The 24,025-nt window shown below is 65.1% G+C and carries 22 protein-coding genes and 1 pseudogene; 12 read left to right on the forward strand and 11 right to left on the reverse strand.

Translation table 11 applies throughout. The annotated features are described in order from the left end of the window. Positions 1–85: 85 nt before the first annotated feature. The 6 genes from moeB to ACFMO5_RS11160 all read right to left on the reverse strand — a co-directional run bounded on the left by moeB (position 86) and on the right by ACFMO5_RS11160 (position 4,122). On the reverse strand, positions 86–1,243 hold the full coding sequence (moeB, locus tag ACFMO5_RS11135) for a molybdopterin-synthase adenylyltransferase MoeB (RefSeq protein WP_376792824.1): 1,158 nt from the start codon (positions 1,241–1,243) through the stop codon (positions 86–88). Positions 1,244–1,328: 85 nt separating this feature from the next. Beyond that, positions 1,329–1,757 carry a thioredoxin family protein gene (locus ACFMO5_RS11140; RefSeq protein WP_376792825.1) on the reverse strand — a complete coding sequence of 143 codons (429 nt, stop codon included), beginning with the start codon at positions 1,755–1,757 and terminating at the stop codon, positions 1,329–1,331. Next, positions 1,754–2,218, reverse strand: a complete 465-nt coding sequence (locus ACFMO5_RS11145) for a DUF4395 domain-containing protein (RefSeq protein WP_376792826.1) — start codon at positions 2,216–2,218, stop codon at positions 1,754–1,756. The genes ACFMO5_RS11140 and ACFMO5_RS11145 overlap by 4 nt, the downstream gene beginning before the upstream one ends. Further along, the gene (locus ACFMO5_RS11150) at positions 2,185–2,496 is read right to left on the reverse strand and encodes a MoaD/ThiS family protein (protein WP_376792827.1); all 312 of its coding nucleotides are present in this window, start codon (positions 2,494–2,496) and stop codon (positions 2,185–2,187) included. Before ACFMO5_RS11150 ends, ACFMO5_RS11145 begins: the two co-directional genes overlap by 34 nt. 194 nt (positions 2,497–2,690) lie before the next feature. After that, positions 2,691–3,122, reverse strand: coding sequence for a M67 family metallopeptidase (locus ACFMO5_RS11155; RefSeq protein WP_376792828.1), 432 nt, complete (start codon positions 3,120–3,122; stop codon positions 2,691–2,693). 82 nt (positions 3,123–3,204) lie between these two features. After that, positions 3,205–4,122 (reverse strand): PLP-dependent cysteine synthase family protein, encoded by a 918-nt coding sequence (locus ACFMO5_RS11160; protein ID WP_376792844.1) that lies wholly within the window; start codon positions 4,120–4,122, stop codon positions 3,205–3,207. Between the two features lie 707 nt (positions 4,123–4,829). Between ACFMO5_RS11160 and ACFMO5_RS11165 the strand changes: the two genes are divergently transcribed. From ACFMO5_RS11165 to ACFMO5_RS11200, 8 genes are all read left to right on the forward strand, one after another. Further along, entirely contained in the window at positions 4,830–6,299 is a 1,470-nt protein-coding gene (locus ACFMO5_RS11165) for a hypothetical protein (protein ID WP_376792829.1), read from the forward strand. Positions 6,300–6,572: 273 nt separating this feature from the next. Then, complete coding sequence (locus ACFMO5_RS11170; protein WP_376792830.1) at positions 6,573–8,528, forward strand: hypothetical protein; 1,956 nt, start codon at positions 6,573–6,575, stop codon at positions 8,526–8,528. A 177-nt stretch (positions 8,529–8,705) separates the two neighbouring features. Next, the gene (locus ACFMO5_RS11175; RefSeq protein WP_376792831.1) at positions 8,706–10,088 is read left to right on the forward strand and encodes a LuxR C-terminal-related transcriptional regulator; all 1,383 of its coding nucleotides are present in this window, start codon (positions 8,706–8,708) and stop codon (positions 10,086–10,088) included. 113 nt (positions 10,089–10,201) lie between these two features. After that, positions 10,202–10,855, forward strand: coding sequence for a 2-phospho-L-lactate guanylyltransferase (cofC, locus tag ACFMO5_RS11180; RefSeq protein ID WP_376792832.1), 654 nt, complete (start codon positions 10,202–10,204; stop codon positions 10,853–10,855). Positions 10,856–11,107: 252 nt separating this feature from the next. Beyond that, positions 11,108–11,428, forward strand: coding sequence for a cyclic-di-AMP receptor (locus ACFMO5_RS11185; protein ID WP_376792833.1), 321 nt, complete (start codon positions 11,108–11,110; stop codon positions 11,426–11,428). Positions 11,429–11,443: 15 nt separating this feature from the next. Then, positions 11,444–11,704, forward strand: coding sequence for a cyclic-di-AMP receptor (locus tag ACFMO5_RS11190; protein ID WP_376792834.1), 261 nt, complete (start codon positions 11,444–11,446; stop codon positions 11,702–11,704). A 158-nt stretch (positions 11,705–11,862) separates the two neighbouring features. After that, on the forward strand, positions 11,863–12,867 hold the full coding sequence (locus tag ACFMO5_RS11195) for a hypothetical protein (RefSeq protein ID WP_376792835.1): 1,005 nt from the start codon (positions 11,863–11,865) through the stop codon (positions 12,865–12,867). 2 nt (positions 12,868–12,869) lie between these two features. Beyond that, entirely contained in the window at positions 12,870–14,201 is a 1,332-nt protein-coding gene (locus ACFMO5_RS11200) for a hypothetical protein (protein WP_376792836.1), read from the forward strand. Positions 14,202–14,273: 72 nt separating this feature from the next. On the opposite strand, the gene ACFMO5_RS11205 is transcribed toward ACFMO5_RS11200, so the two are convergent. The 5 genes from ACFMO5_RS11205 to ACFMO5_RS11225 all read right to left on the reverse strand — a co-directional run bounded on the left by ACFMO5_RS11205 (position 14,274) and on the right by ACFMO5_RS11225 (position 19,664). Continuing rightward, on the reverse strand, positions 14,274–14,591 hold the full coding sequence (locus ACFMO5_RS11205; protein WP_376792837.1) for an EthD family reductase: 318 nt from the start codon (positions 14,589–14,591) through the stop codon (positions 14,274–14,276). A 107-nt stretch (positions 14,592–14,698) separates the two neighbouring features. Further along, positions 14,699–14,992, reverse strand: a complete 294-nt coding sequence (locus tag ACFMO5_RS11210; protein WP_376792838.1) for a hypothetical protein — start codon at positions 14,990–14,992, stop codon at positions 14,699–14,701. After that, positions 14,943–15,959: a ribonuclease Z gene (locus ACFMO5_RS11215; RefSeq protein WP_376792839.1), complete on the reverse strand. Its 1,017-nt coding sequence runs from the start codon at positions 15,957–15,959 to the stop codon at positions 14,943–14,945. The genes ACFMO5_RS11210 and ACFMO5_RS11215 overlap by 50 nt, the downstream gene beginning before the upstream one ends. Next, positions 15,956–17,044 carry an RNA 3'-terminal phosphate cyclase gene (gene rtcA / locus ACFMO5_RS11220; RefSeq protein ID WP_376792845.1) on the reverse strand — a complete coding sequence of 363 codons (1,089 nt, stop codon included), beginning with the start codon at positions 17,042–17,044 and terminating at the stop codon, positions 15,956–15,958. Before rtcA ends, ACFMO5_RS11215 begins: the two co-directional genes overlap by 4 nt. Before the next feature lie 277 nt (positions 17,045–17,321). Further along, on the reverse strand, positions 17,322–19,664 hold the full coding sequence (locus ACFMO5_RS11225; RefSeq protein ID WP_376792840.1) for a penicillin acylase family protein: 2,343 nt from the start codon (positions 19,662–19,664) through the stop codon (positions 17,322–17,324). 448 nt (positions 19,665–20,112) lie between these two features. Between ACFMO5_RS11225 and ACFMO5_RS11230 the strand changes: the two genes are divergently transcribed. The 4 genes and pseudogenes from ACFMO5_RS11230 to ACFMO5_RS11245 all read left to right on the forward strand — a co-directional run. Then, a complete protein-coding gene (locus ACFMO5_RS11230; RefSeq protein WP_376792841.1) occupies positions 20,113–21,672 on the forward strand; it encodes an acyl-CoA carboxylase subunit beta in 1,560 nt (519 codons plus the stop codon). A gap of 30 nt (positions 21,673–21,702) precedes the next feature. Next, entirely contained in the window at positions 21,703–23,205 is a 1,503-nt protein-coding gene (gene accC / locus ACFMO5_RS11235) for an acetyl-CoA carboxylase biotin carboxylase subunit (protein WP_376792842.1), read from the forward strand. 3 nt (positions 23,206–23,208) lie between these two features. Then, complete coding sequence (locus ACFMO5_RS11240; RefSeq protein ID WP_376792843.1) at positions 23,209–23,706, forward strand: acetyl-CoA carboxylase biotin carboxyl carrier protein subunit; 498 nt, start codon at positions 23,209–23,211, stop codon at positions 23,704–23,706. Between the two features lie 82 nt (positions 23,707–23,788). Next, positions 23,789–24,025: pseudogene (locus tag ACFMO5_RS11245) on the forward strand (cystathionine beta-synthase); the annotation flags it as partial.

Raw genomic sequence — 24,025 nt, forward strand, 5'->3', positions numbered from 1 at the left:
CGATCTCCGGCGAAGATCGCCGGGCCCCCGGCCCTTAGGGGGTGCGCGCTTCTCGAATGAGAGATCCAAGGATATTGGTATGATTTTAATACAAGGGCACGTTGGGGTCAACTTCCCGCGACCAGGCGTTGATCCCTCCGCGCAGGTTGCGCACCCGCAGGCCAGCGGCCTGCATGATCCGAGCCGCCTGGGCGCTGCGCCCGCCGGTCTTGCAGTAGACCACGTACTCCCGGGTGGGGTCCAGCTGGTTCAGTCGCTCGGGCAGCTCCCGCAGCGGGATGAGGACCGCCCCTTGCAGATGGCAGATCTCCCATTCGTGAGGCTCCCGCACATCCAGCAGGATGATCTGCCGGCCGTCCCGCTCCAGCATAGCCTTCAGCTCCTGAGGTGTGATGTCGAATTCCGTCCGCACTTCATGCTCATAGATCGGGACGCCGCAGAAGGCCTCGTAGTCGATCAGCTCCCGGATCGTTGGGTTCTCGCCGCAGACGGGGCAAGACGGATTCTTGCGCAACTTGAGCTCCCGGAAGCGCATGCTCAAGGCATCGTAGAGTAGGAGCCGCCCGATGAGCGGCTCGCCTTGGCCGATGATCAGCTTGATGGCCTCGGTGGCTTGAATGGCGCCGATCACCCCAGGCAGCACACCGAAGACCCCACCCTCCGCGCACGAGGGCACCAGACCGGGCGGCGGCGGCTCCGGGTAGAGGCAGCGATAGCACGGCCCAACCCGCGCGTCGAAGACAGTGGCCTGGCCTTCGAACCGAAAGATGCTGCCGTAGACCAGCGGCTTGCCCAGGAAGACACAAGCGTCGTTCACCAGATAACGGGTGGGGAAGTTGTCCGTTCCGTCGATGATGATATCGTAGTCCTTCAGGATCTCCAGGGCATTGGCACTGGTCAGCACCGCCTCGTGGGTCTCCACCGTGATGTCCGGGTTGAGGTCCAGCAGGCGTGCCTTCGCCGAGGCCAGCTTCGGCTTCCCCACCCATGACGTGCCATGCAGGATCTGGCGCTGCAGGTTGCTCTCATCCACCACGTCGAAATCCACCAGGCCGATACGGCCCACGCCCGCAGCGGCGAGATAGAGGGCCGCCGGCGAGCCCAACCCTCCCGCGCCGATGATCAGGACGCTGGCGGCCTTGAGCTTCTTCTGGCCGGTCAGTCCGACCTCCGGCATCAGGAGATGCCGGCTGTATCGGCGGATCTCCTCGTTGGTTAAGATCACTTCGCTTAAGTTCAACATCTGGACCTCCCATTCGATCAGAATCAGCCAAAGCGCTGGAGTACTCCGTTATCACTTGCCCACGCCATTTCGCGGGAGTTTAAGTTCAGGGAAGGCGAGGCAACTCCGCCGCGCGGATCCGCTTCCCGCGCTGAAGCCGGAGCCACTGCTGGCGGAGGGCCTCCGCCGTAGCCACCCCGTTGTTCACCATCCGGATGGTTCCCGAGGCATCCACCCACATTGTAGTGGGCACCGTCCATACGCGATAACGCGCCGCCGCCTCCGGGTCCGCCGTGACGTCCACCGGCCGCACCCTCACCGCTTCCTTCCATTCCGCTGCCAAGGACTCCAGGATCGGCGCCTGGACCAGGCGGCAGGGCCCGCAGGTGGGCGTGTAGAAATACAACAGCGTCCACGGACCTTCCAGATCCGCAGCCCGCGGCCGCGCCAGCCGGCGCTGAACGCAGGCAATGAGACACCATCCGGCCCAGAGCGCCAACAAAAGCCCCACAGCAAAGAGGAGCCGCTCGATCATCCCTCCGCCTCCCGACGCTCAATCGGGCGGGCTGTGAAGCCGGGGACGCCCAGACGGCTCAGCTGGTAATACACGAAGCAGCCAGCGCAGAACCCGAAGAACAGATTCAAGGCGGCGAGAACGATCACCACCCAGGTCAGCGCCCATCCGACGATCCCATAGCCCAGGAAGAGGGCGATCGCCCCGAGGGCCAGCACCATCCCACCCAGCCCCTGGGCGAACCGATGAGGCTCCGGGTTATCGATCAACACCCGAGGCCGCAGCCAGCCCCGTGGCTTAAGGAGTCGAAAATAAATCTGCTGGAACAGGGCTGCCGCGGGCACAGCTGTCCCGACAAGCATCACCAGGGCCACAAAGGCCACCAGCGCCGGCTGGTTCAAGACCCAGCCCAGCAGGTTGAGCGTAATGATGGAAGCCTGATTAAACTTCAAGGCCGTGTGATCGACCTTCCGCTCGACCATCGTCCACCTCCCGCAATCGAAGGCACAATACTTAAGGTCTGTCCATCTGAAATCGGTGTCTCCTCCCCCTGGAGATAGCGGACATCCTCATCGCCCAGGTAGAGGTTCACAAAGGAGCGCAAACGGCCCTCTTCGTTGAAGAGATGGCGTTTGAGTTCGGGGAAACGCTCAGTCAAGGCCCGCAGGGCCTCCCCCACGGTCCCCGCCTCCACAGTGACCACCTTCTCCCCTTTGGTGTAGACACGTAGAGGGGTCGGGATCAGAACCTGAACAGCCATCGGTTTCACCTCCGAATGGTTTTTGTGTTGGATTTTGGACAAACGGGCGGCCTGACTTCTCGCCCGGGCCCTCCCCTCGTGCGGGGCAAGCCCCCCTCCCCGCAGCCCTGCGGGCTGCGGGGAGGGGAGAGTTGAAGGATTCCGGGGTGGGCTGCTCATGCGGCCGCCCCCATGGAAATTCCATCGACTTCAGGTTAAGGCACGATCTCCAGCCTCCGCTCCACAAACGCCGAGCGATCCTCCATCAGCTCCCACACGCGCCAGTCGGTCGCCTGGCCTTTCTCAACCGAGATGATCAAATACGCATACCATGGCCAGGCGTGCTCGCGATCGAAATTCGAGGGCCGGGCCGGGTGATCCGGATGGGAATGGAAGAATCCCAGGATCTCCAAGCCAGCGGCCGCCGCCGCCCGCTCCGCGGCCAGAACGTCCTCCGGTGGGATCAGAAAGCGATGGGTTTGCTCCGAAGGATCCGCCCATTGGTTATCCACCAAGCGCACCTGCTCCACGATTTTGACGCCCCCCACCTCGCGGCCGAGGAAAATCCCACAGGCCTCAGCCGGGTAGCCGGCCTCCACATGGGCTTGAATCTGCGCGTAATGATCCTGACGCAACCGCAAGGTCATCCGGCGAATCTCCCTCGAAGATTTTTAAAACAGCGCGTTGCCCATCTCAACTTGAGGACCCCTAACATGGAAGCAATCCCTATCATGTCTCCTCGAACCAGAAGTTTTCGCTCAAATACTTGTATCCTGCATCCGGGAAGATCGTGACCACCACACCTGCTCGCAAGCGGGCAGCAACCTTGAGGGCCGCTGCCATCGCCGCGCCCGCTGAGATCCCGACGAATAGGCCCTCCTCCCGGGCCAGCCGTCGGGCCATCGCGTAGGCTTCCTCCGTGGAGATCGCCAGGATCTCGTCCAGCAAGCCCGGATCGTAGATCCCCGGCCGGATGGCCGTTTCCATATGCTTGAGGCCCTCCAGGCCGTGGAACGGCTCATCCGGCTGCACGCCGATCAGACGGATCTCCGGATTGCGCTCTTTCAGATAGCGCCCGACCCCCATCATCGTCCCACTGGTGCCCAGGCCGGCGACGAAATGGGTGATCCGCCCCTCGGTTTGCTCCCAGATCTCCGGCCCCGTGGTCCGATAATGGGCTTTCCAGTTGGCTGGATTGTTATATTGATCCGCATAGAAATAGCGGTCGGGATCAGCCTCATAGCGACGGCGGGCCTCCAGGATCGCTCCGTCTGTTCCTTCCAGCGGATCCGTGAGGATCAGCTCCGCACCGTAAGCCCGGAGGATTCGCAGGCGCTCCGGGCTGGCGTTGGCCGGGATACAGAGGGTCACCCGATAACCCCGGGCGGCTCCCAGCATCGCGTAGGCGATCCCCATGTTCCCGGAAGTCGCATCCAGAATGATCTTGCCGGGCCCCAGCCGCCCCTCCCGTTCCGCCGTCAGGATGATCTCCCGGGCCGGCCGATCCTTCACTGAGCCGCCAGGGTTATACCATTCCGCTTTCGCGTAGATCTCCACCGGCGCAACAGAGGCAGCGAGCCTCCGAAACCGCAACAAAGGGGTATTGCCGATCAGCTCGAAAAGATCCTTCGCTGCCCCCACCCGCATCCTGGGAATGGTTTTCACCATAGCCGCTCCTTTCAGCCTGCGAGAATGATGTTCTCTGTGATTACGTAATTCCATAAATAAAAAGGACCAACACGGCTCGGCGGGCCGGAAAAGGCCAGCGGCCTCAGCACCTATTCAGGCGCGGGGGCGTTGGCCACCCACCGATCGGTTGGTCCTCGATCAGGCAGTAGGAAAGGCCGGGATCCGGCCTTTACCCCAGGCGGGTGGCGTTAACGCCCCCGCCCAGGACAGATGCAGCGGATACGAATCGGACGAGTTTTCATTTTGAATCCACCTTGTTGTCATTATTACACTTTATCATACAAGCCTCATCTGGGCTTGTCAAATTATAGGAGTTGCGCGGTTCAGAGCCCGCGAGCGGAGACGGAAGGGCCCCACTCTCAAAGCCTCCACAAGGAAACCAGCTGTGTACCGCTTTGTCCATCTCAGTTCTTAAGATCTGCAATGGAGGAAGCTGGTGGCCCCCAGCCCCCAAGAATCCCCATGGAAAACCGCTTAACGGTCGTATGATTAGCAAAAGGGAGCCTTACAATGCGCTGACAAAGAAGCGCGCCCATAGATCTCCAAATTCAGGCTGAACACGTCCCATGGGATCCGATAAGCACTCGATCCACAAGCATCTATTTCTTGGGCTGCTGCTCGGCGCCCTCTGGCTGCTCGCACTTCTTTCTTCAGGACCCCAGGGATTGCGCGGGGAGCATGCGCTTGCCCCGCTCCCCGCCACGCCGACCCCTTCCCTCGCGTCGCCGCTTGCCCCTCCCACCCCCTTCCTCCGGAAGACATTGACCATCGCGGATTTCCGCGTTCACCCGGATGGGCCGCTCTATGAGGGCGATCGCTTGAGCTTTGAGGTCGAGGTTCGCAACGCCGGATCCCTCCCGCTGAACGGTGCCCGAGTGGAGATCCGGCGGGGGAATGGGCTTGAATCGGAGATCCTGGCGGAAGCGCTCCTGCCGGAACTCGCTCCGGGCGCCTCCCACCGGACGGTGTGGACCTGGGTCTGGGAGGCGAGGCCCGCTGGAAGCTTTACCTTGATCGCAATGGCCCACCCCCCCGAAGAAGGACTCCAGGCCGGCGATTCGGTGACCCGGACCCTCTTTCTGCGCCCGGAGGGGATGCTTCCCGAAGCGGAACGCCAGGCCCGCTGGGCTCAGGCGGAAAGCCGATGCTGTTCGCACATCTACCTGACCGGAACCGCCGCGGAGCGGGATTTGCCCCAGCTGATGGCCTGGGCGGATGAAGCGGAGGCAGTGGTGCGCGCCCGCCTGGGCATCCCGGCCCGGCTTTCCACCCATATCGTCTGGATCCCCCGCCTTCTCGGACAGGGTGGGTTCACCGTTGGAGATAGCTTGATCCTCACCTATCCGCTATCGGACCGCCTGCCAGCGGATCTTCCGACCATTTTGCGCCATGAACTGACCCATCGAATGACCTGCGTATGGCTGGAGCGGGAGGATTGCCTGGTTCATCTCCCTTCCTTCATCATCGAAGGCATAGCCGTCTTCGTCGCCGGAGGGCATTACCGTCCGGAGCCCCTCACGCCGCGAGCCGCCGCCCTCCTCCACACGGGCCAATGGATCCCCCTGGACCGCCTGGTGGAAGGTTTCTATACCCATCCTCATGAGATCGGTTACCTGGAGGCGGGTGCCTTCATCGAGGAGCTGGTTCGGGAGGGCGGATGGCCTCGCTTCCGGGCCTTCCTTCGGGCAATGGAGCGCCGGCCCGGGGAAACCGATCGGGAGGTCCTTGACCGGGCTCTCCGGGCTGTCTATCATCAAAGTATCCAGGGGATAGAAGCACGGTGGGTGGAGCGTCTGCAGAGGTTACCGGCGGATCCCGATCAGATCGCTGATCTGCAGTTCACGGTTGCTTTCTATGAGGCCCTTCGAGCCTACCAACGGACCTATGATCCTTCCGCCTATTTCCTCGGGGCCTGGCTGCCCGATTGGCGGGAGGCCGTTCGAGAAAGGATCGTCGCGGATTTCATGCGGGAGCCGGAGGATCTCGAAGGAAAGTGGTTCTGGCAGCGGCTTCAGGACGCCCGGCGGCGGGCGGCAACCGGCGATGTGCAAGGCGCGCGGGAGATCCTCCGGGCGCTGTGCGAGCGCTGGGCAAAAGAAAGGGGATTCAGCGATCGCTGTTCCAATCCAGAGTGATTATGCTGAGGGAATGGGCGCTAAAAGACTTGTTGGGACGAGCGAGGGTTGATCCATTCTCCCTTAGCTCCTGGCTACAGAGGGCGTGAAAACGAAAACGACGCCACCGGGCGGCCATCCGGGTCGATCGATTGCAACGGCTCCTCCTAACAACCAATAGAGCGGCGCATCCAGGATCGGCCATCCCGCCTTCCTTATTCCGGAGAGGTTTTCCTTAGGCTTATGCGCGCAGCATATGCGGGCTGGTACAGAGGATCGCGAAGGCATGGGCTGGTGCTGGAGCTTCCCCCGCAAGGGCGTGGGCGCCCGGAGCCGCTTTATGCGATCCTGACCGTGCGCGGTGATCCGGAGGCGCTGCCCCTAGCGGAGGCTGCGCGTCTGTTGCGGACCACCTTCGATCGTCAGCGCGGCAGCCTGACCTCCGCCCTTCGAGAAACCCTCCTGGCTCTGAATCGCTGGCTCCTGGAGCAAAACCGCAATGCAGCGCCCGGGGAGCGCTGGGAGATCGGCCTCACCTTGCTGGCGCTGCGCGAGGAAGCCATCTTCATGATCCAGGCCGGACCGACCTGGGCGGCCCACGTGACCCGCGAGGGGGTCCAGGTGATCGCTCCGGAAGGTGAGACGCCCGCCCCCTTGGGCGCTGCGCGAGCCATCGCCCTTCATTATGGGATGATCCAGCTGCGGCCGGAGGACCGGCTGGTTGTTACCGATGCGGAAACCGGGCCGCTCCTGGATCCGGCGGCGCTGATGGCCCTCACCCGCATCCAGAACCTTCCCCTGATCATCGAAGCGATCGAAGTTCAGGTGGCCCGTGCGGTCCCTCATCCGGTCGCCTTCTTGATCATGGCCCGCGAGCTCGTCCGAGCGCCCCTTCAGGAGCCCTTCTCGCCTGCGCCGCAGCCGATGCCGTCTCCTCCCCCCGTCCGGGCTCCTTCCCTCTTTCGGTGGCGCTTTGGGAAGTTGCCCCAACTGGGCCGGCTCCATCTCCCACGGCCACGAGGGGCCCTCCCGCGCCTTCCACGCTGGGGATGGCCCACGGTTGCATTGCCCGCTTCGCCGGGATGGGTGCGCACCTTGGCGCTGGTCCTGCCCTGGCTGATCGCCCTGATCACCCTTGGGGTTTACATCCAGCAACGGAACACCTTGATCGCCCACCGGTTGCTGGCCCAAGCACAGGAGGAAGCCACAGCGGCAGCCCAAGCGCAGGCCCCCGGCGAGGCCCGTCGTCATTGGGAAGCGGCCCGGGATCTGGCGCGGGCCGCCCGGCAATACGCCGCGCTGCCGGAGGCGGCGGCGTTGCAGGAGCAAGCGCAGCGCCAGCTGGACCGGCTGGATCAGGCCGTCCAGCCGCTGCATCCCACGCGCCTGGCCAGCCTCCCTCCCGGCCGCCTCCGACGGTTGATTTTGCGGGATAACGAACTCTACCTGCTGGACCGCGAGGGTCGCTGTCGGAGCGACGCACCCCGCCCAGGGGGATGCGTGCTCTGGATCGGATACGATGAGATCCATCGGGCCCTGCTCAACGAGCCCGCGCGAGAGCTGTTGTGGAGCGGAATGCTCCTCCAAGGCCAACCGGTCGGTTCGCTGTTGGATCTCACCTGGGCGGAAGCGGCAGGGGGGCGTTCTGTGGGTGCCCTGGTGGCCCTTCACACCCAAGGCCTGGCGGAGAGCCGCAACCAGAGCCCGCGCCGGGTTCCGAACCGCCTCCCGCCGATCCCAGATGGCCTGCTGCGATCCTACGGGGGGAACCTCTACGTGCTGGATCGTGAAAAGGGGCAGATTTGGCGGCTGCGCCCGCTGGGAGAGGATTACTCTCAGAACCCTGAGCCTTACTTTGAGTCGCCCCGGGCAGACTTGGGGGAGGCGGTGGATTTCCTGGTTTATCAAAGCATTTACGTGCTATATCGGGATGGAAGGGTGCGGGCGTTCACAATGGGCAAGGAGGAGGAAGGGTTCCCCCTGCGGGAGCAACCCTCCCCTGCGCTTCCGAGGCCCGTGAGCCAGCCCATCGGCCTGGCGATGGATCCCTCGGCGCCCCGGCCGTGGCTGTACATCCTGGAGCCCGACCGCCTCATCCAAGTCGGCCCGCGAGGCGATTTCGTCCGACAGATCCGCGGGGAGGACCTGAAAGACCTGGTCGCCGCCGCCATCGATGAGAGGCAACACCGACTGTTCTTCCTCCGCGCGGATGGCACCCTCTGGGTCGCCGATCTTCCGCCGGTGGAATAAGGGGGTGGGGGGCGAGCCGGGCGCCCCTTCCCCACAGCCCAAAGGGCCATTGGGAAGGGGGATCCAGGAGGGTGGGGCCATCTGCCCCTCTTCACTGCGTATTCCCAAGACAACAAAGTGGAAGCAGCCTGCGTGGGCTTCCCTTCCCACTGATGACGAAAGTGAGGGTTTTGTCCGATGGAGGAGCTAAACCGTCAGCCGGATTGGATTCCCCCTGAGGAGGCGGGGCTCACGGACCGCGAACGGGAGATCCTTCGCCTCGTCGCTCAGGGGTTAGCGAACAAAGAGATCGCCTATCGCCTGGGGATCAGCCAGAACACGGTGAAGGTCCATCTCCGAAACATTTTCTCCAAGACCAACCTTCAATCTCGGACCGAAGCCGCGATGTATGCGGTCCGCTTCGGTCTGGTGGCGATGCAACTTCCCCCCTCTATCGCCGAAGAGGAAGACGAAACGCTCTTCTCGCCCGCCGAGCCCCCGGTGGAGCTGAAGGAGCCAGCGCTTCCCGTCGTAGAGCTTCCGGCCTTGGCTTTCCCAGTTTGGAAGGCAGCGGTGCTCCTGATCGCAGTGATCGCCGGGCTGGGATGGGCCCTGGGGCCAGCGCCCGCGCCCAGCGAAGCGCCGGAGGTGATCTTCCAAGGGGACCAAGCGGGCCAAGGGACAGAGCGCCGGGAGGCGCTGTCCCGCTGGAAGCTGGTTCACCAGATGCCCACGCCCCGGGCGCGCTTCGCCCTGGCCCGCTGGCAGGACTGGCTGATCGCGATCGGAGGGGAGGCCCCGGAGGGGATCACCGATCGGGTGGAACGCTTCCATCTTACGAAAGGAACTTGGGAACGGGGAACGCCCAAGCCCCATCCGGTGGCCGCGGTGGGCGCCGGGCTGATCCAGGATCGAATCTACGTGCCGGGCGGAGTGAATCCCCAGGGGCAGCCGGTCGATTGGGTGGAGGTTTATGATCCTCAAGCGGACCGCTGGTTCGCAGGTCCTCCGTTGCCGGCGCCGGTGGCGGCTTATGCGCTGGCGGTCGCAGGGGAGCGCCTCTACATCTTCGGGGGATGGGATGGCCGCCGCCTACAGGGAGCCGTTTGGATGCTGGATCCCGTCCGGGGCACCTGGGAGCCCCGCGCTCCGATGCCGACCCCCCGGGCCTTCGCCGCCGCAGCCACGCTGGAGGATGCGATCTATGTGGTCGGGGGCTACGACGGCCAACGGGAGCTGGCGACCTGCGAGCGGTATCGATTCGCTGCCGATCGCTGGGAGGCGTGCCCTCCGTTGAATGTGGGGCGGGGTGGGCTGGCGCTGATTGCCATGGATGGCTATCTCTTTGCCATCGGCGGCGGGTGGCGGATCCCGCTGGCGTTCAATGAACGCTATCAGCCCGGAGCGGACCACTGGGCTCCTTTTGAGACGCCGATCACCGGGACCTGGCGGAACATGGCCGCGGCAGCGGAGAATGGGGCAATCTGGATCCTGGGCGGCTGGAGCGGGGAACTGCAGTCGGGGGTGTGGCGCTTCGCCCCCTTCCCCTTCCGGATCTTCCTCCCGGCGACCCAACGTTGAGAGCCAGCCCGCGCCCCCATGAACGGCTAGTTTAGACAACAATCAAAGAATATTTGGGGGCGAGCCGGGCACCCTACTTCGCCCCCAAACCCCGATGAGGACACCCATTACAAATGGCGATCTGGTTTCTCATCCCAGTTAAACGCTTGGAGCGAGCGAAATCCCGCCTGGCCCCACGGCTATCGCGACGGGCGCGGATGCGTCTGGCCTGGCTGCTCACACAACGCACCCTGCAGGTGGTGGCCCGGGTGTCGGAGGTTCACGCCCTGGTGATCAGCGCAGACCTCCGGGTGTTGGCCCTTGCGCGAAGCATGGGGATGGAGGTCTATTTCGATTGGTGGGAGGATCTGAACCGGGCCTTGACCGCCGCCCGTCGCTATGCGGTCCGCCACGGCGCGGAGGCCATCGGGGTGCTCCCGATCGATCTTCCCGATCTGACCCCTGAGGCGATCCGAGCGCTGCTCCGGGCCGCTTTCCCGGAACGAGGCCTGGTGCTGGTGCCCGATCGACGAGATCAGGGCACCAATGCGCTTCTGCTTCGTCCCCCGGAAGCCCTCCCCTTCCAGTTCGGTTCCGGGAGCCTGAAGGCCTTTCAGGATCAAGCGGATGCCCGGGGCCTTCCGGTGCGCCTCTTCCGCCATGAAGCGCTCACCTTCGACCTGGACACCGAAGCCGATTGGGTGGCATGGCGCTCACGAAAGAACCCCCAGCCAGCCCTTTCCCCATCGGATGCTTCCTCCCCTCTTCTACTTCACGAGGGAGGATAAAAAAAGCTGAAGAGCATGGCGCTTCTTCCAAGGTGATGCAGAGGGGGATCCAGGGGGGTGGGGCCCTTTCCGGGAGAGGCAGGTCCGCGATCCGTCATGCTACAATGAATTCGCTCAATTCGCTCAGGATTTTCCCTTCTGAGGGCTTGGGGGGAAGCGGGGCCTTTGAGCTTGCCAGGGGATTCTGCGTGGTGTGGTCCGCTCACGCGGACTCCACCGCGTGGAGAACTTCTTGATTCGGGAGCGGACCCGATGAAACTGATCCTCGCCATTATCCAGGATGAAGATGCCCCGACCACGATCCAGGCGCTGGTGGATCGGGGTTACCGGGTCACCCGCGTGGCCTCCACCGGGGGGTTCCTGCGCCAGGGCAACACCACCCTTCTGATCGGGGTGGAGGATCAGCAGGTCCCGGATGTGATGGAGGTCCTGCGCCGGTGCTGCCGAACCCGCACCAGCTATCTGCCGGTCGCCGTGGAGGCGACCGGGCTCCTGCAAGCCCATATGATCGAAGTGGAGATCGGCGGGGCCACCATCTTCGTCCTGGATGTCGAGCGCTTCGAGACGCTATAGGGGATGACGAGGGCGATGAAGCTGATCCTCGCCGTGTTGCCAGAGAAAGCCGCCACGCTGGCTTCCGATCGGTTAGTGGCCCAGGGCTATCGCGTGACCCGCCTGGCGTCCACCGGGGGCTTCCTGCGCCGCGGGAATACCACGCTGCTGATCGGGGTGGAGGATGAGCACGTGGAAACCGCCCTCCGTCTCCTGCGGGAGGCCCGACAGCAAACCCGGGGCGATCCCTCTGGGATCGCGATCGTGCTCCATGTGGCCGGCTTCGAGCGCTTCTAGCGCTTCGTCTCGTGGGGAATGGGGAAGGGCTGGCCCCGCGTCGGAAGGGGACATGGGCCATCCATCTTCAGTCCAATGTGCAGAGGCGCCGGAGCGCATCCAGGCCTGGGAAAGATGTGCTGGTGGTATGGTCACAAACTATTCCAAGGAGCAACCCCATGGGACCTGAATGGCAGTCGCTGGCTCAAGTGAAAACCGCACATCTTCCCCGCCTGTTGACCCGCCGCCATGTGGTGGGAGTCGGGATCGGCTACAAGGTGAAGGGAGGACAGACGCTGGATATCCTCAGCGTGGTGGTCTCAGTGGAGCAGAAACTCCCCGCCGCACAACTGGCCCCTTCGGATCTGATTCCCTCGACCTTGGATGGGATCCCCACAGATGTGGTTGAAACCGGACGGTTTCGCGCCTTTCAAGATCCCACCCGCCGTTACCGTCCGGCCCCGCCAGGTGTCTCCATCGGCCACCCCTTGGTCACCGCCGGGACCTTCGGCTGTGTGGTCCGCCGTGGGACGGACCTGTTCATCCTGAGCAACAACCACGTCCTTGCCGCCACCAACCGTGGCCGTCCGGGCGATCGAATTCGGCAACCGGGCCCCGTGGACGGCGGGACGGTAGCGGATGAGATCGCAGAGCTGGTGGAATTCATCCCCATCCGGTTCGGCGATGAGCCTGCCACCTGCCCGTGGGTAGAGCTCCTCGTGCGCTGGTTGAACGAGCTGTTGCGTCTCATCGGCTCCTCCCATCGCCTCCAGGCGGTCCGAAGGCAGGTCGCCTTCAATGAGGTCGATGCGGCCATCGCCCGTCCCTTGAATCCGAACGACATCACCCCTGCCATCCTCCAGATCGGCATCCCCAAAGGGGTCGCCGTCCCCACCCTGGGGATGGAGGTCCAGAAGTTCGGGCGAACCACCGGATACACCCGCGGGCGGATCCTCCAGGTGGATGTGACGGCGAACATCGATTACGATGGGCGGGTCGCGACGTTCCACGGTCAGGTGATGGCGGGAGCGATGAGCGCCCCGGGCGATTCGGGTTCAGCGATCCTGGATATGAACGGCCGCCTGGTCGGCCTGCTCTTCGCGGGCTCCGAGACCACCACGCTGATCAACCCAATCGATCGGGTGCTCCAGGCGTTGCGGGTCGACGCTGTGGTGGAGGCGTGAGGATGGGCGCGCTGGAATGGCTATGGCCGATCGGGTTGATGGCGGTGTTGTGGGCGGGGATGTCGGAGGAGGAAGCGCGTCGAGCGCTCGCGCGAGGGCTGGCGGCCGGGATCGCCGCGTTGACCCTATGGGGGTTGATCGGGTTTGGGTTCGCGTTCGGCGGCCTCGGACTGTGGGTGGAGGGCCCGGAGTTCCAGGCCCTGCGACGGGTGTATACCTTGGGGGCGGATCCCCAGCCCCTATGGAGCCTGATCGGGCTGAGCGGGTTTTTCTTCCACCCCATCGATCGCGCCCCGGCCATCGCTGCGCTGTGGCTGCATTATGCCCCCGCCGTGCTCACCGCCGCCGTCCTCCTGGGCTTCGGGCTGGAGGGGTGGCCGCCGGCCGCGGCCGCCTTAGCGGGCGCAGGGCTTGGGGGGCTGGCGCTTCCCCTGGGGATGCACTGGGTCTGGGGCAACGGCTGGTTGAGCCGTCTGGGCCTCACCCTCAACCTGGGCCACGGCGTGGTGGATCCCGCAGGGGCGGGAATCCTGTTCGCCCTCTCCGGCGGCGCGCTCCTCGGGCTCCTGCTCCCTTGGTCCCGACGCCAGCCCAGCCCTGAGCGGATCCTCCCACCGGTGCATCTCCCGCTCTTAGGGGCGTGGGGAAGCCTGCTCTTCGGGGTCGGATGGATCGCCTGGCTCACGAGCGATCCCCTCGCGGCATCCCGGCCGGCCTTGGAGCCGATGGGGCTAGCTCGGAACGCGTGGCTGGGGGTCCTCGGGGCGGGCCTCGGCGCGGCGCTTTACACCGGCGGGGTCGCCCGCGAGCTGGATCCACTGATGGTCCTACGCGCTATGGCGGTCGGGTGGATTGCGGGGATGAGCGCGGCGCCCTTCACCGGCCCGTGGCTGAGCTGGGGATGGGGGGTTCTGATCGGTCTCGGGACCCCACTGATCGTTTACGGCCTCCGCCGATGGGGCGTGACCCCCCAAAGCCTCGCCCTGCTGTACGGGATCGTCGGGGTTTTGGGATTGCTGGGAGCCGGCGTCCTGGCCGATGGCCGGGCCGGGGTAGGATGGAATGACGTGGGGCGAGAGGCCTTTATGGGGATCCCGGGGATCGGCGTGGTCGGGGTGCCTGGATGGGGCCCGCCGGCCGATCCCGGCCAGCTCACCGCCCAGGGGGTCGGGGCGCTCATCCTGAGCCTGTGGGGGTTCCTCGCGCTGGGCGGGCCTGCGGCCCTGGTCCGATGGGGATGGACCCGATGGCGGCCGCGAGGGAAACCCGGCCCGCTGGAGCCTGCGCCTCCCCAGAGCACAGAAACCGGCGGAGATGATCCCGCCAGCCGATAAGGATGTCCAGCCCTCCCATATGATCCACCAGGCAGAAGAAAAGGGGCGGCTGCAAAACCGCCCCTTTTCGTTTTATCCCCCTGCCTGCTCCTCTTCAAAGGCGTCCGCGAACATCACGAGCACCTGACCCGCCATGAAGCGCGCCAGATCCGCCGAGGCCTCCGCGGCCTCGGGCGAGCGCAGCGCGGCCTCCATCGCGGATCGGTCATCGAAGTACATCTCCACCATCAGGTGGAACGGTGAGGCGCCGATGGGCGTCCCCCAGATCCGGGAGACCTCGAGCCGGCGAAGGTGGGGGATGCGCTCGATGCGGGCCAGATGCTGCACATACCACCGCTCGAAGGCCGCAGCGTCTGTCGGGGTCCGGTAAAGGGTGATCACCTTCACCATTCCCAACCCCCATTGCCTCAAGGATGATGCACATCCACAGCTCCCGGAGTTCCCATTGCCGTCTCTTGGAGGATTGCTCGGGTTTTCGATTAAGAAACCCCCACGCTCTACCGCCCCCGCAGGCGGCTGCGCGCCTCGCGGCAATGGGGGCAATCCCAGCCCACATATTCCCGGCCGCATGTGCGGCAGACCCGAGGGGCCAACGGCGTTTCCTCCGAAAGAGAGGCCAGGATGAGGACCGCCTCATGGCCCTCATACGCGGAGAGCCATTCCTCCAACGGCGTTTCCCCGACCCGCCAATGGCCTTCCGCATCCCGGTGAAGGAGGCCCCGTAACACCCGGGCCTCCAGCTCATAGGCCGCGGTGGCCAGCTCCAGCACGCTCGCTTTCCGCAAAGACATCCCGCTCCTCCTCGATTTCGTGAGCCTCCGCCCGCTCCACCTCCAGATGGCCGTCCTTCAGGATCCGGTAGCGATCGAAATCCCGTGCCACCCAGACGTGGGGGAAGAAGGTCTGCGCCTCCTCCCGAATCTGTCGCTCCCGATATCGCCGCGAGAGGTGGGTCAGGATCAGATGCCGCACCCCCGCCACCCGGGCCAACCACCCGGCCTCCGCCGCCGTGATGTGATCGTGACGACGAGCCAGCTCGCGATCCGCCTCCAAATAGGTCGCCTCGATGACCAGCGCGCCCACCCCTTGCACCGCTTCCACCAGATCGTCCACCCGCCCCGTGTCCCCCACCAGGGCCAGGGAGGCCCCTTCCACCGGTGGCCCTAACACCTCCTCCGGCGTCACCACCCGGCCATCGGGCAGGGTCACCGGATATCCTTGCACCAGGCGGCGCCGCTCCGGGCCCGGCGGGATCCCCAGGGCCTCCGCCTTTTCCACCAGGAAGGGGCGCCGCGGCTTCTCTCGGAACAGATACCCCAGGCTATCCCCCCCGCGATGGGTCACCGGAAAGGCGTGGACGACGAATTTCTCATCCTCAAACAGCACCCCGGGCTCGATGATGTGGAAGGAGATTTCAATCGTAGGCCGCACCCCTCGCAGGACCACCCGATAGATCAGATCTTTGACCCGCTCGATGGCCCCCCGACGGCCATAGATCGCTACCCGGGGGAGGATCTCCCAGCGCATCACCGTCGAGAGGAACCCCGCCAATCCCAGGATGTGATCCAGGTGGGCATGGGTGAGCAGGATGGTCTCCAAGCGCCGGAACCCCAGCCCGCTTCGGAGCAGCTGCCGCTGGGTGCCCTCCCCACAATCCACCAGGAACCGCCGGTCCTCAAACATCACCACGTGCGCGGGGAGGCCCCGTCGGATCGACGGCGCGGAGGCCGAGGTCCCTAAGAAGACGATCTCGATCATCGATCTCCTTCCTCCACAGGATGGACACGCACCTCGCCCGGTCCGCCCTCCTCTCCGATGACCTCGAAGCGGTCCCCCACGAAGTGACATGCCACCCACACACTGGTCAGCAGGTGACCGGTGATCCGGGAGGTGGTGAACCGGGAGGCGCCAGGCGAAAGGGCCATGGGAAGGATCAACTGATCGGCCAGATGGGGATCCACCGCTGCACCGGAACGATGGAAGGCCAGCAGCTCCGATACCGCTTCCTCCGCCACGCGCTCGGCCGGAACCCCCTTCTTGCCGTAAGCGGAGGCCCCCGCCCGGACATGGACGTATTCCGCGATTAGGAAGATCCCCGCTCCCGGCCCTGGGCTCTCCGTCTGGATCGCCTCCACCTCATCCGGAAGGCCGGCCTCCCGTAGCAGCCGGTTCGCCCGTCCGGCCATCCGCTTCGCGATCTCCAGCGGCAGGTTGGAGACCGCCGCCCACCCCCACAACCGGCGGAGCGGCCCCCGCTGATCCAGCAGAACCGGTTTCAACCGATATAACCCATCCCCCTCCACCGGCCCGTAGACGCACACCTGGATCTCCCCACCCCCTACAGGATACCAGCCCCAGCGCTCCAGATGGATCTCCACCTGTAATCCCATCCGGCTCAGGCAGGGCAACAGCACATCCCGCACATAGTGGAATGGCGGACTCCAGGGCACGTGGGTGCCGCCCCGTAAGATCACCCGCGATGTCCCAGAGGCATAAGCGAGCGGCAAAAGGATCGCTTGCAGAATAAGGGTCACTGAGCCGGCGCTTCCCCCGGCGCGGGCCGTTCCCACATCGATCGTGTACACGCTGGGGAAGGGCGGCGACTGGGGAATGAAGGTCAGCGTCGTCGAGCCCAGGGTGGCGCCCTGGACCTGGGCATGGCAGAGCATCGCCGCGGCCTTCACAGCGCTTAGGTGCTGCGCCTGAAGGCCAGGGTTCGGGCGGCGGGCCCGGATGTTCTCCACCCGCACCGGCCGACCGGTGAGCGCGGAGAGGGCCAAGGCCGAGCGCAGGATCTGCCCACCCCCCTCGCCATAGCTCCCATCCAACACCACCATAGACAGCGTCGAGGAGGAGCGCTCGTGAGGTCCAGACATCGCCCCCGTTCACCCCAATCTGGGATAGCGATCCAAGCGCGGATCATCAGGCGTTCAGCGCATTCGGGGAGGGAGATGACCTCCACCGACCCCTCTTCCCATTGATCCCATTCTATCACCGGTAGGGGCACCCTTTGTGGGTGCCCTGATCACGAGGCGGGCACAAGGCCTGCCCCTACAAACGATGTTCGTATCCCCTCTTGTAGGGGCGCCCCTTGTGGGCGCCCTCCCATAGGCGCCCTGATCACGGGGCAGGTGCAAGGCCCGCCCCGACAAACGGTTCCAGCTGCCACATCCGCTGGGTGTGGGCGCGCACGGTTTCCCGGCGCCAGTACATGGGCCGGGCGCGCCCTTCCAGCCACAGGGAAAATTGGTCGCAGTAGTGCCGGGAGATCGGGGAGCCGCCCTGGCCGCCGGCCAGCACTGCCAGGCAGCGATCCCAGTCGCTCAAATCGGCCACGAACCGCCACGAGGGGAGTGCCCCCAGCGCCCCGCCGAACTGGCTCCCCTGGAAACCCGCTTGCAACGGCGTGTCGCCATCGCCGCCCAGAGGGAAGGGGCCCCGGTTGAAGAACGGCGCCAGCCCCGGCACCTGGCCCAGCGCATGCCGCAGCGTCACCCGGTGCACTCGTCCCCACACCCACCGGGTCGGGTCCTTCCCCAACCGATGCCGCAGATCGCGGACGGCTTCCCGGAAGGCCCCAGCCACCCAATCGAGGGCCGTGCGCTCTCCCAGCCAGAAGGGATCCCCGCGCCGCAGGATCTCCCGAAGGGCATGGGGGGCGGTCCGGTAAAACGAATGTCCCGGAAGGAAGGCGTTCAGGGATTCCCCCAGATATCGCCGCCAGGCAGACCCAAGCCGAGGGCCCAGCAGCTGCCGCAACAGCACCCATTCCACCGCCGCCACCACCGTCGGCGCCACCCCCTTCGGATCCATCTGGCCATCCCATGCCTTGACCTGAGCCAACAGCCACGCCTCGTCGGCATCCTTCGGTTCGATCCGAACCAGCCACGGCTTCCACTCTAAAGCCGCCAAGGAGACCACGTCCGTCTGGATCGTCAGGCAATCGGCGGCGGTGAGGTTCGGCATCGCGGCCAGGCGCTCCTGGATCCGCCGCGCCCGATGATCCGGCATCCACTCCGCGCTGATGAAATACGGATAGCCTGGGCCGACGATGCGATGGTTGGCCGTCACGAGGATCCCCTGGGGCGGATCAAAGACCGAGGGGAGTTCCTCAAAGGGGATCTCCCCGATCCAATCGAACTCCCCGCTCCAACCGGGCGCCGGGAGGAGGCCGTGGCCTCGGCGTCGGATGGGGATCCGCCCGGCCATCTGATAACCGATATGGCCTGCGCGGTCAGCGTAGACGAAGTTGAGAACCGGCGCCGGCCAGCGACGCAGCGCCTCCCGAAAGGTCTCCCAGTCACGGGCTCGGTCCAATTGCAGCAAGGCCTCGAACCACGTCTCCGCCTGGGCGCCCGCCCACGCCAATGCCAGGCCCACCCGAGGCCAATCGATCCCTTCGGGCTCATACTCCGGCAACAGATCCGTCAGCACAGGGCCGTGGCGGGTGATCCGCATCCAAAACCGTTCCGGCGCCCGCCTCCCCCGCACCCGGATCTCGATTTCCCGGACCTCCGCCCAGGCCCATCCCTCCGGCGTCTCGTAACGGAGGGGATTTTCCGGGTCGAAACGCTCGATGAACCAGTCCTGGGTGTCCGCGATCACGGCCGTGGCCCCCCAGGCGATCCACTCGTTGTGCCCCAGGACCACGCCGGGGAGGCCCGGCGTCGTCACGCCGGCCACCGCGAACCCCTCCGGCTCGCACACCAACTGCTGCTCATACCAAATATTTGGAAGGGAAAGGGGCAGATGAGGATCGTTGGCCAGAATCGGTTGGCCGGTGGCCGTGCGGGGGCCGGCCACCACCCAATTGTTGCTGCCGATCCCCTCGCGCGGGCCGAGCCAGCGCGCCAGCATCGTATACATCTGCAGCAACCGCTCGGCCATCGGCTCGATCCCTACGGTTTCGGGGAAGAGCGCCGTCTCGCCGAAGATCGCCTCCGGCTCGAGATCGGCCGCCCGTTCCCCCAGCGCCTGAGCCATCGCCACCCGGCACAGCTCGCTGTCCCAGTTCCACGACAGCGCCCAGGCGACCACCAGCCCCCAAGCGGCGCTGTGCTCGACGGTCCAGGGGAAATCCGGCAACGGAACCAGGCGGTCCTCCGGCCCCGTCGGGCCGCAGCGGAAGGCCGCGGTCACCCCCGCTGCATAGGCCTCGAGGAGCTTTCGCAGATCCGGGGGAACCCGCTCCAAACCGGAGCGGGCGTGTTCGGCCCATCCCACCCCACGGGCGAAGCGGTCCATCTCCAGACCCATCGGGCCGAAGACCTCGCTCAGGCGGCCCAGGGCGACCAAGCGATTGAACCGCATCTGCCAACCTCGGTCGCGCCCGTGGACAAACCCTTGGGCGAAGAACAGATCGGCCAGCGTGCGCGCCTCGATGTGGGGAACCCCCCATTCGTCGAACCGGATCTCCACCGGGGCATGCAGGCCATCCAGGCGGAAGCGGCGGGATCGGATCATGGGTGACCTCCATGGGTAAAGAATTCCTGGGTAGTCTCCCTGAAGGGTACGGATGATCCGATGGACTGGCGAATGCGGACAACCCGACCCCTACACCATCCCACGACCACACCCCACCGAAATGCCCTGTGGAAAGCTCACCCCGCGCGTTGAGAGATTTGGGGAATGACAGCGGGCGGTTGAGCGCCCTTTCAGAGGGGCAAGGGTATCAGGAGCCATGCCCCCGTCCCGATCTGTGCGGCCCCAGCAACTCCATGCGCGCGCTGGCCAGTCCGGATCCATCCCATGCTCAGGGTACCTTCAGCATCTTTCCTAAAAAGACCCGTCTCGCCCCGGGGAATGCCCTGGACGAAGCGCGGGGGATCTTTTTGAGAATCCTATCTCCCGATTATAATGAAATCGTGTCCTTATCATTAGGCGGCTCTTATTCCATGCCTGGAGCGGACTCATGCGGATCGAGATTATCGAGGATCGTCTGGAGCAATTGCGGCGTTTGCGGGCGGAAGCGCAGCTCGGCGGCGGGCCGGAGCGGATCGCCCAGCAGCACGCGAAAGGCAAGCTCACGGCCCGGGAGCGCCTGGAGCTCCTGCTGGACAAGGGCTCCTTCCGTGAGATCGATCCCTTTGTCACCACCCGGGTGGCTGACTTCGGGCTGGCGGAGCGCCGTTATCTGGGGGACGGTGTGGTGACCGGGTGGGGAACCATCGATGGGCGCCTGGTCTACGTCTACGCTCAGGATTTCACCGTGCTGGGGGGGAGCCTGGGGGAGGGCCACGCCCGCAAAATCGTGAAGATCATGGACATGGCGATGAAAAACGGGGCGCCCATCATTGGCCTCAACGACTCTGGCGGCGCCCGGATCCAGGAGGGCGTCCTCTCCCTGGGAGGCTACGCGGACATCTTCCTACGTAATGTGATGCTCTCCGGGGTGGTACCCCAGATCAGCGCCATCCTGGGCCCGTGCGCCGGCGGCGCCGTTTACTCCCCGGCCCTCACGGACTTCATCTTCATGGTCCGGGGGACCAGCTATATGTTCATCACCGGCCCCGACGTCGTGAAGGCAGTCACCCACGAAGAGGTCACCTTCGAGCAGCTGGGCGGGGCCGACGTCCACACGACCATCAGCGGCGTGGCCCACTTCGCCGCCGATACCGAGGCGGACCTCTTCTATATGATCCGCAAGCTCCTTTCCTATCTCCCCTCAAACAACATGGAGGATCCCCCTTACGTGCCCAACGGCGATGATCCCCTGCGCACGGAGGAACGCCTCAACACGATCGTCCCCGACGACCCCACTCGCCCCTACGACATGAAAGAGGCGATCCGCCTGATTGTGGACAACGGGGACTTCTTCGAAGTGCAGCCGGATTACGCCCCCAACATCGTCATCGGCTTCGCCCGCCTGGGCGGGCACAGCGTCGGAATTGTGGCCAACCAGCCCGCCGTGTTGGCCGGGGTGCTGGACATCAAGGCCAGCGAGAAGGCGGCGCGGTTCGTTCGCTTCTGCGATGCCTTCAACATCCCCATCATCACTTTTGAGGACGTGCCGGGCTTCATGCCGGGGGTGGCCCAAGAGCACGGGGGCATCATCAAAGCGGGGGCCAAGCTCCTCTACGCTTACGCCGAGGCCACTGTCCCCAAGATCACGGTGATCACCCGCAAAGCTTACGGCGGCGCCTACTGCGTGATGAACTCCCGACATCTCCGGGCGGATCTCGTCCTGGCCTGGCCCACGGCGGAGCTGGCGGTGATGGGGCCGGAGGGCGCGGTCAACATCATCTTCCGGCGCGAGCTGGCCGAGGCGCCGGACCCCGAGGCCCGGCGGGCGGAACTGGTGGCGGAATACCGCGCGAAGTTCGCCAACCCCTACGTCGCCGCCTCCTATGGCTTCGTGGACGACGTGATCGAACCGAAGGAGACCCGACCCCGCCTGATCAATGCCCTGGAGATGCTCCAGAACAAGCGGGATCAGAACCCGCCCAAGAAGCATGGGAACATCCCTCTTTGATCCCTCCGGTTCACCCATAGGGAGCTGATCATGTTTCGAAAAGTCCTGATCGCCAACCGCGGGGAGATCGCGGTGCGGATTATCCGGGCCTGCCGCGAGCTAGGGATCCGCACCGTGGCGGTGTTCTCGGAGGTGGATCGCAACGCGCTCCACGTGCGCTACGCCGATGAAGCGTACTGCATCGGCCCTGCACCGGCCCGCGAGAGCTACCTGCGAATCGATAAGATCATCGACGTGGCCCGGCGGGCGGGCGCGGATGCGATCCACCCGGGCTACGGGTTCCTGGCGGAACGTCCGGACTTCGCCGAAGCGTGCGAGGAGGCCGGCATCACCTTCATCGGACCTCCGCCGCGGGCCATCGGGGCCATGGGCGACAAGGCCACCGCCCGCAAGATGGCTAAAGCCCTGGGCATCCCCATCGTTCCCGGCACGGATGGCGGGCTCTCCGACGAGGACCTCATGGAGGCCGCCCGGCGAATCGGCTTCCCCATCCTCATCAAGGCCTCGGCCGGCGGCGGCGGTAAGGGGATGCGCATCGTTCGCTCCCTGGAGGAGATGCCGGACGCCCTGGCGGCAGCCCGACGGGAGGCCATGGCCGCCTTCGGGGACGACGACGTCTACCTGGAGAAGCTGGTGGAGGGTGCCCGCCATGTGGAGGTGCAGATCCTGGCGGACCAACACGGGAACGTCATCCACTTGGGGGAGCGCGAGTGCTCCATCCAGCGGCGCCACCAGAAGCTGATCGAGGAATCCCCCTCGCCGATCGTCGACGAGGAGATGCGTCAGCGCATGGGCGAGGTGGCCGTGCGGATCGCCCAAGCCATCGGCTACGTCAACGCCGGGACGGTGGAGTTCCTGGTGGACAAGGAACGCAATTTTTACTTCATCGAGATGAACACCCGTCTGCAGGTGGAGCACCCGGTGACGGAGATGGTCACCGGGGTGGATATCGTGAAAGAGCAGATCCGCATCGCCCGGGGGCGCAAGCTGCGCTACCGCCAGGAGGAGATCCGCCAGACCGGCTGGGCCATTGAGTGCCGGATCACGGCGGAGGATCCCTTTAACAACTTCATGCCCTCCACTGGCCGCATCATCACCCTGGCCGAGCCCACCGGCCCGGGGGTGCGGGTGGATAGCGGGGTCTACGAGGGGTGTGAGATCACGCCTTACTACGACTCCCTCATCGCCAAAGTGATCACCTGGGGCGAGACGCGGGGCGAGGCCATCCTGCGCATGCGGCGGGCTTTGGAGGAGTTCCGGATCATCGGCATCAAGACGATCATCCCCTTCCATCAGGCGATCCTGAACAGCACCCGCTTCCTGGCCGGCCACTTCGACACCAAGTTCGTGGAGGAGCGATTCTCCATGGATGAGGAGACGCCGCCAGAGCTGGAGGAGGTAGCGGCCATCATCGCGACCCTGGTGGCGCACCGCCGAGGCCAGGCAGCGACCCATGTGGCCCGACGGGCCGGACGGGAGATCAACACCTGGAAATGGATGGGACGCTGGGAGCAACTCCAGAGGGGCGGATGAGCCATGAAATATATCGCGACCATCAACGACAAGACGTTCACGATCGAGGTCAACCGGGAAGATCGCGTCCTGTGTGAAGGCGTCGAGCGAGCGGTGGATTTCCGCTTGATCGATCAGCAACACGTTTACTCCCTGCTCCTGGACAACGCCTCTTACGAAGCCCTGGTGGAGGAGCGGGAAGGGGAATACTGGGTCTTTGTCCGTGGCTACCTTTTCGCCGTGCGGGTGGAGGATGAACGGGAGCGGCGGATCCGGGAGGCCTCCGGCGAGCGCCACGGTTCGGTCGGGGAAGTCGTCGTCAAAGCGCCCATGCCCGGCCTCATCGTGGCCGTTCCCGTCCAGGAAGGCCAGCCCGTTCGCAAAGGGGAAAAACTGGTCCTTCTGGAGTCTATGAAGATGCAAAACGAGATCCGGGCGCCTCGCGATGGCACCGTGAAAGCCATTCGGGTGAGGCCCGGTCAGAGCGTGGAGCAGAACCAGATCCTGGTGGTGTTGAGCTGAGGGTCGACTTGCTGCTGGATAAGGTCCGCTCCGCCCACCGATAAGGAGCCGGACAGCCTGCTTGCCCTGGGAGGCGTTCCACATGGCGCGCCGGATCACCCGCGAGGAGGGGATCCTCGTCGGGGGCAGCTCGGGCACGGCCGTCGTGGCGGCCCTCCGGGTCGCCGCCGAACTGGACGAGGACCGTACGATCGTGGTGATCCTGCCGGACACCGGGCGCAACTACCTCTCCAAGATCTACTCGGACTCCTGGCTGCTCCAGTACGGGCTGCTCGAGCGCCCGGAGGTGGTCCGGATCGACCAGGTCCTCGAGCGCCGC

It is taken from the genome of Thermoflexus sp. (genome assembly GCF_042408365.1).
Taxonomy (GTDB): Bacteria; Chloroflexota; Anaerolineae; order Thermoflexales; family Thermoflexaceae; genus Thermoflexus.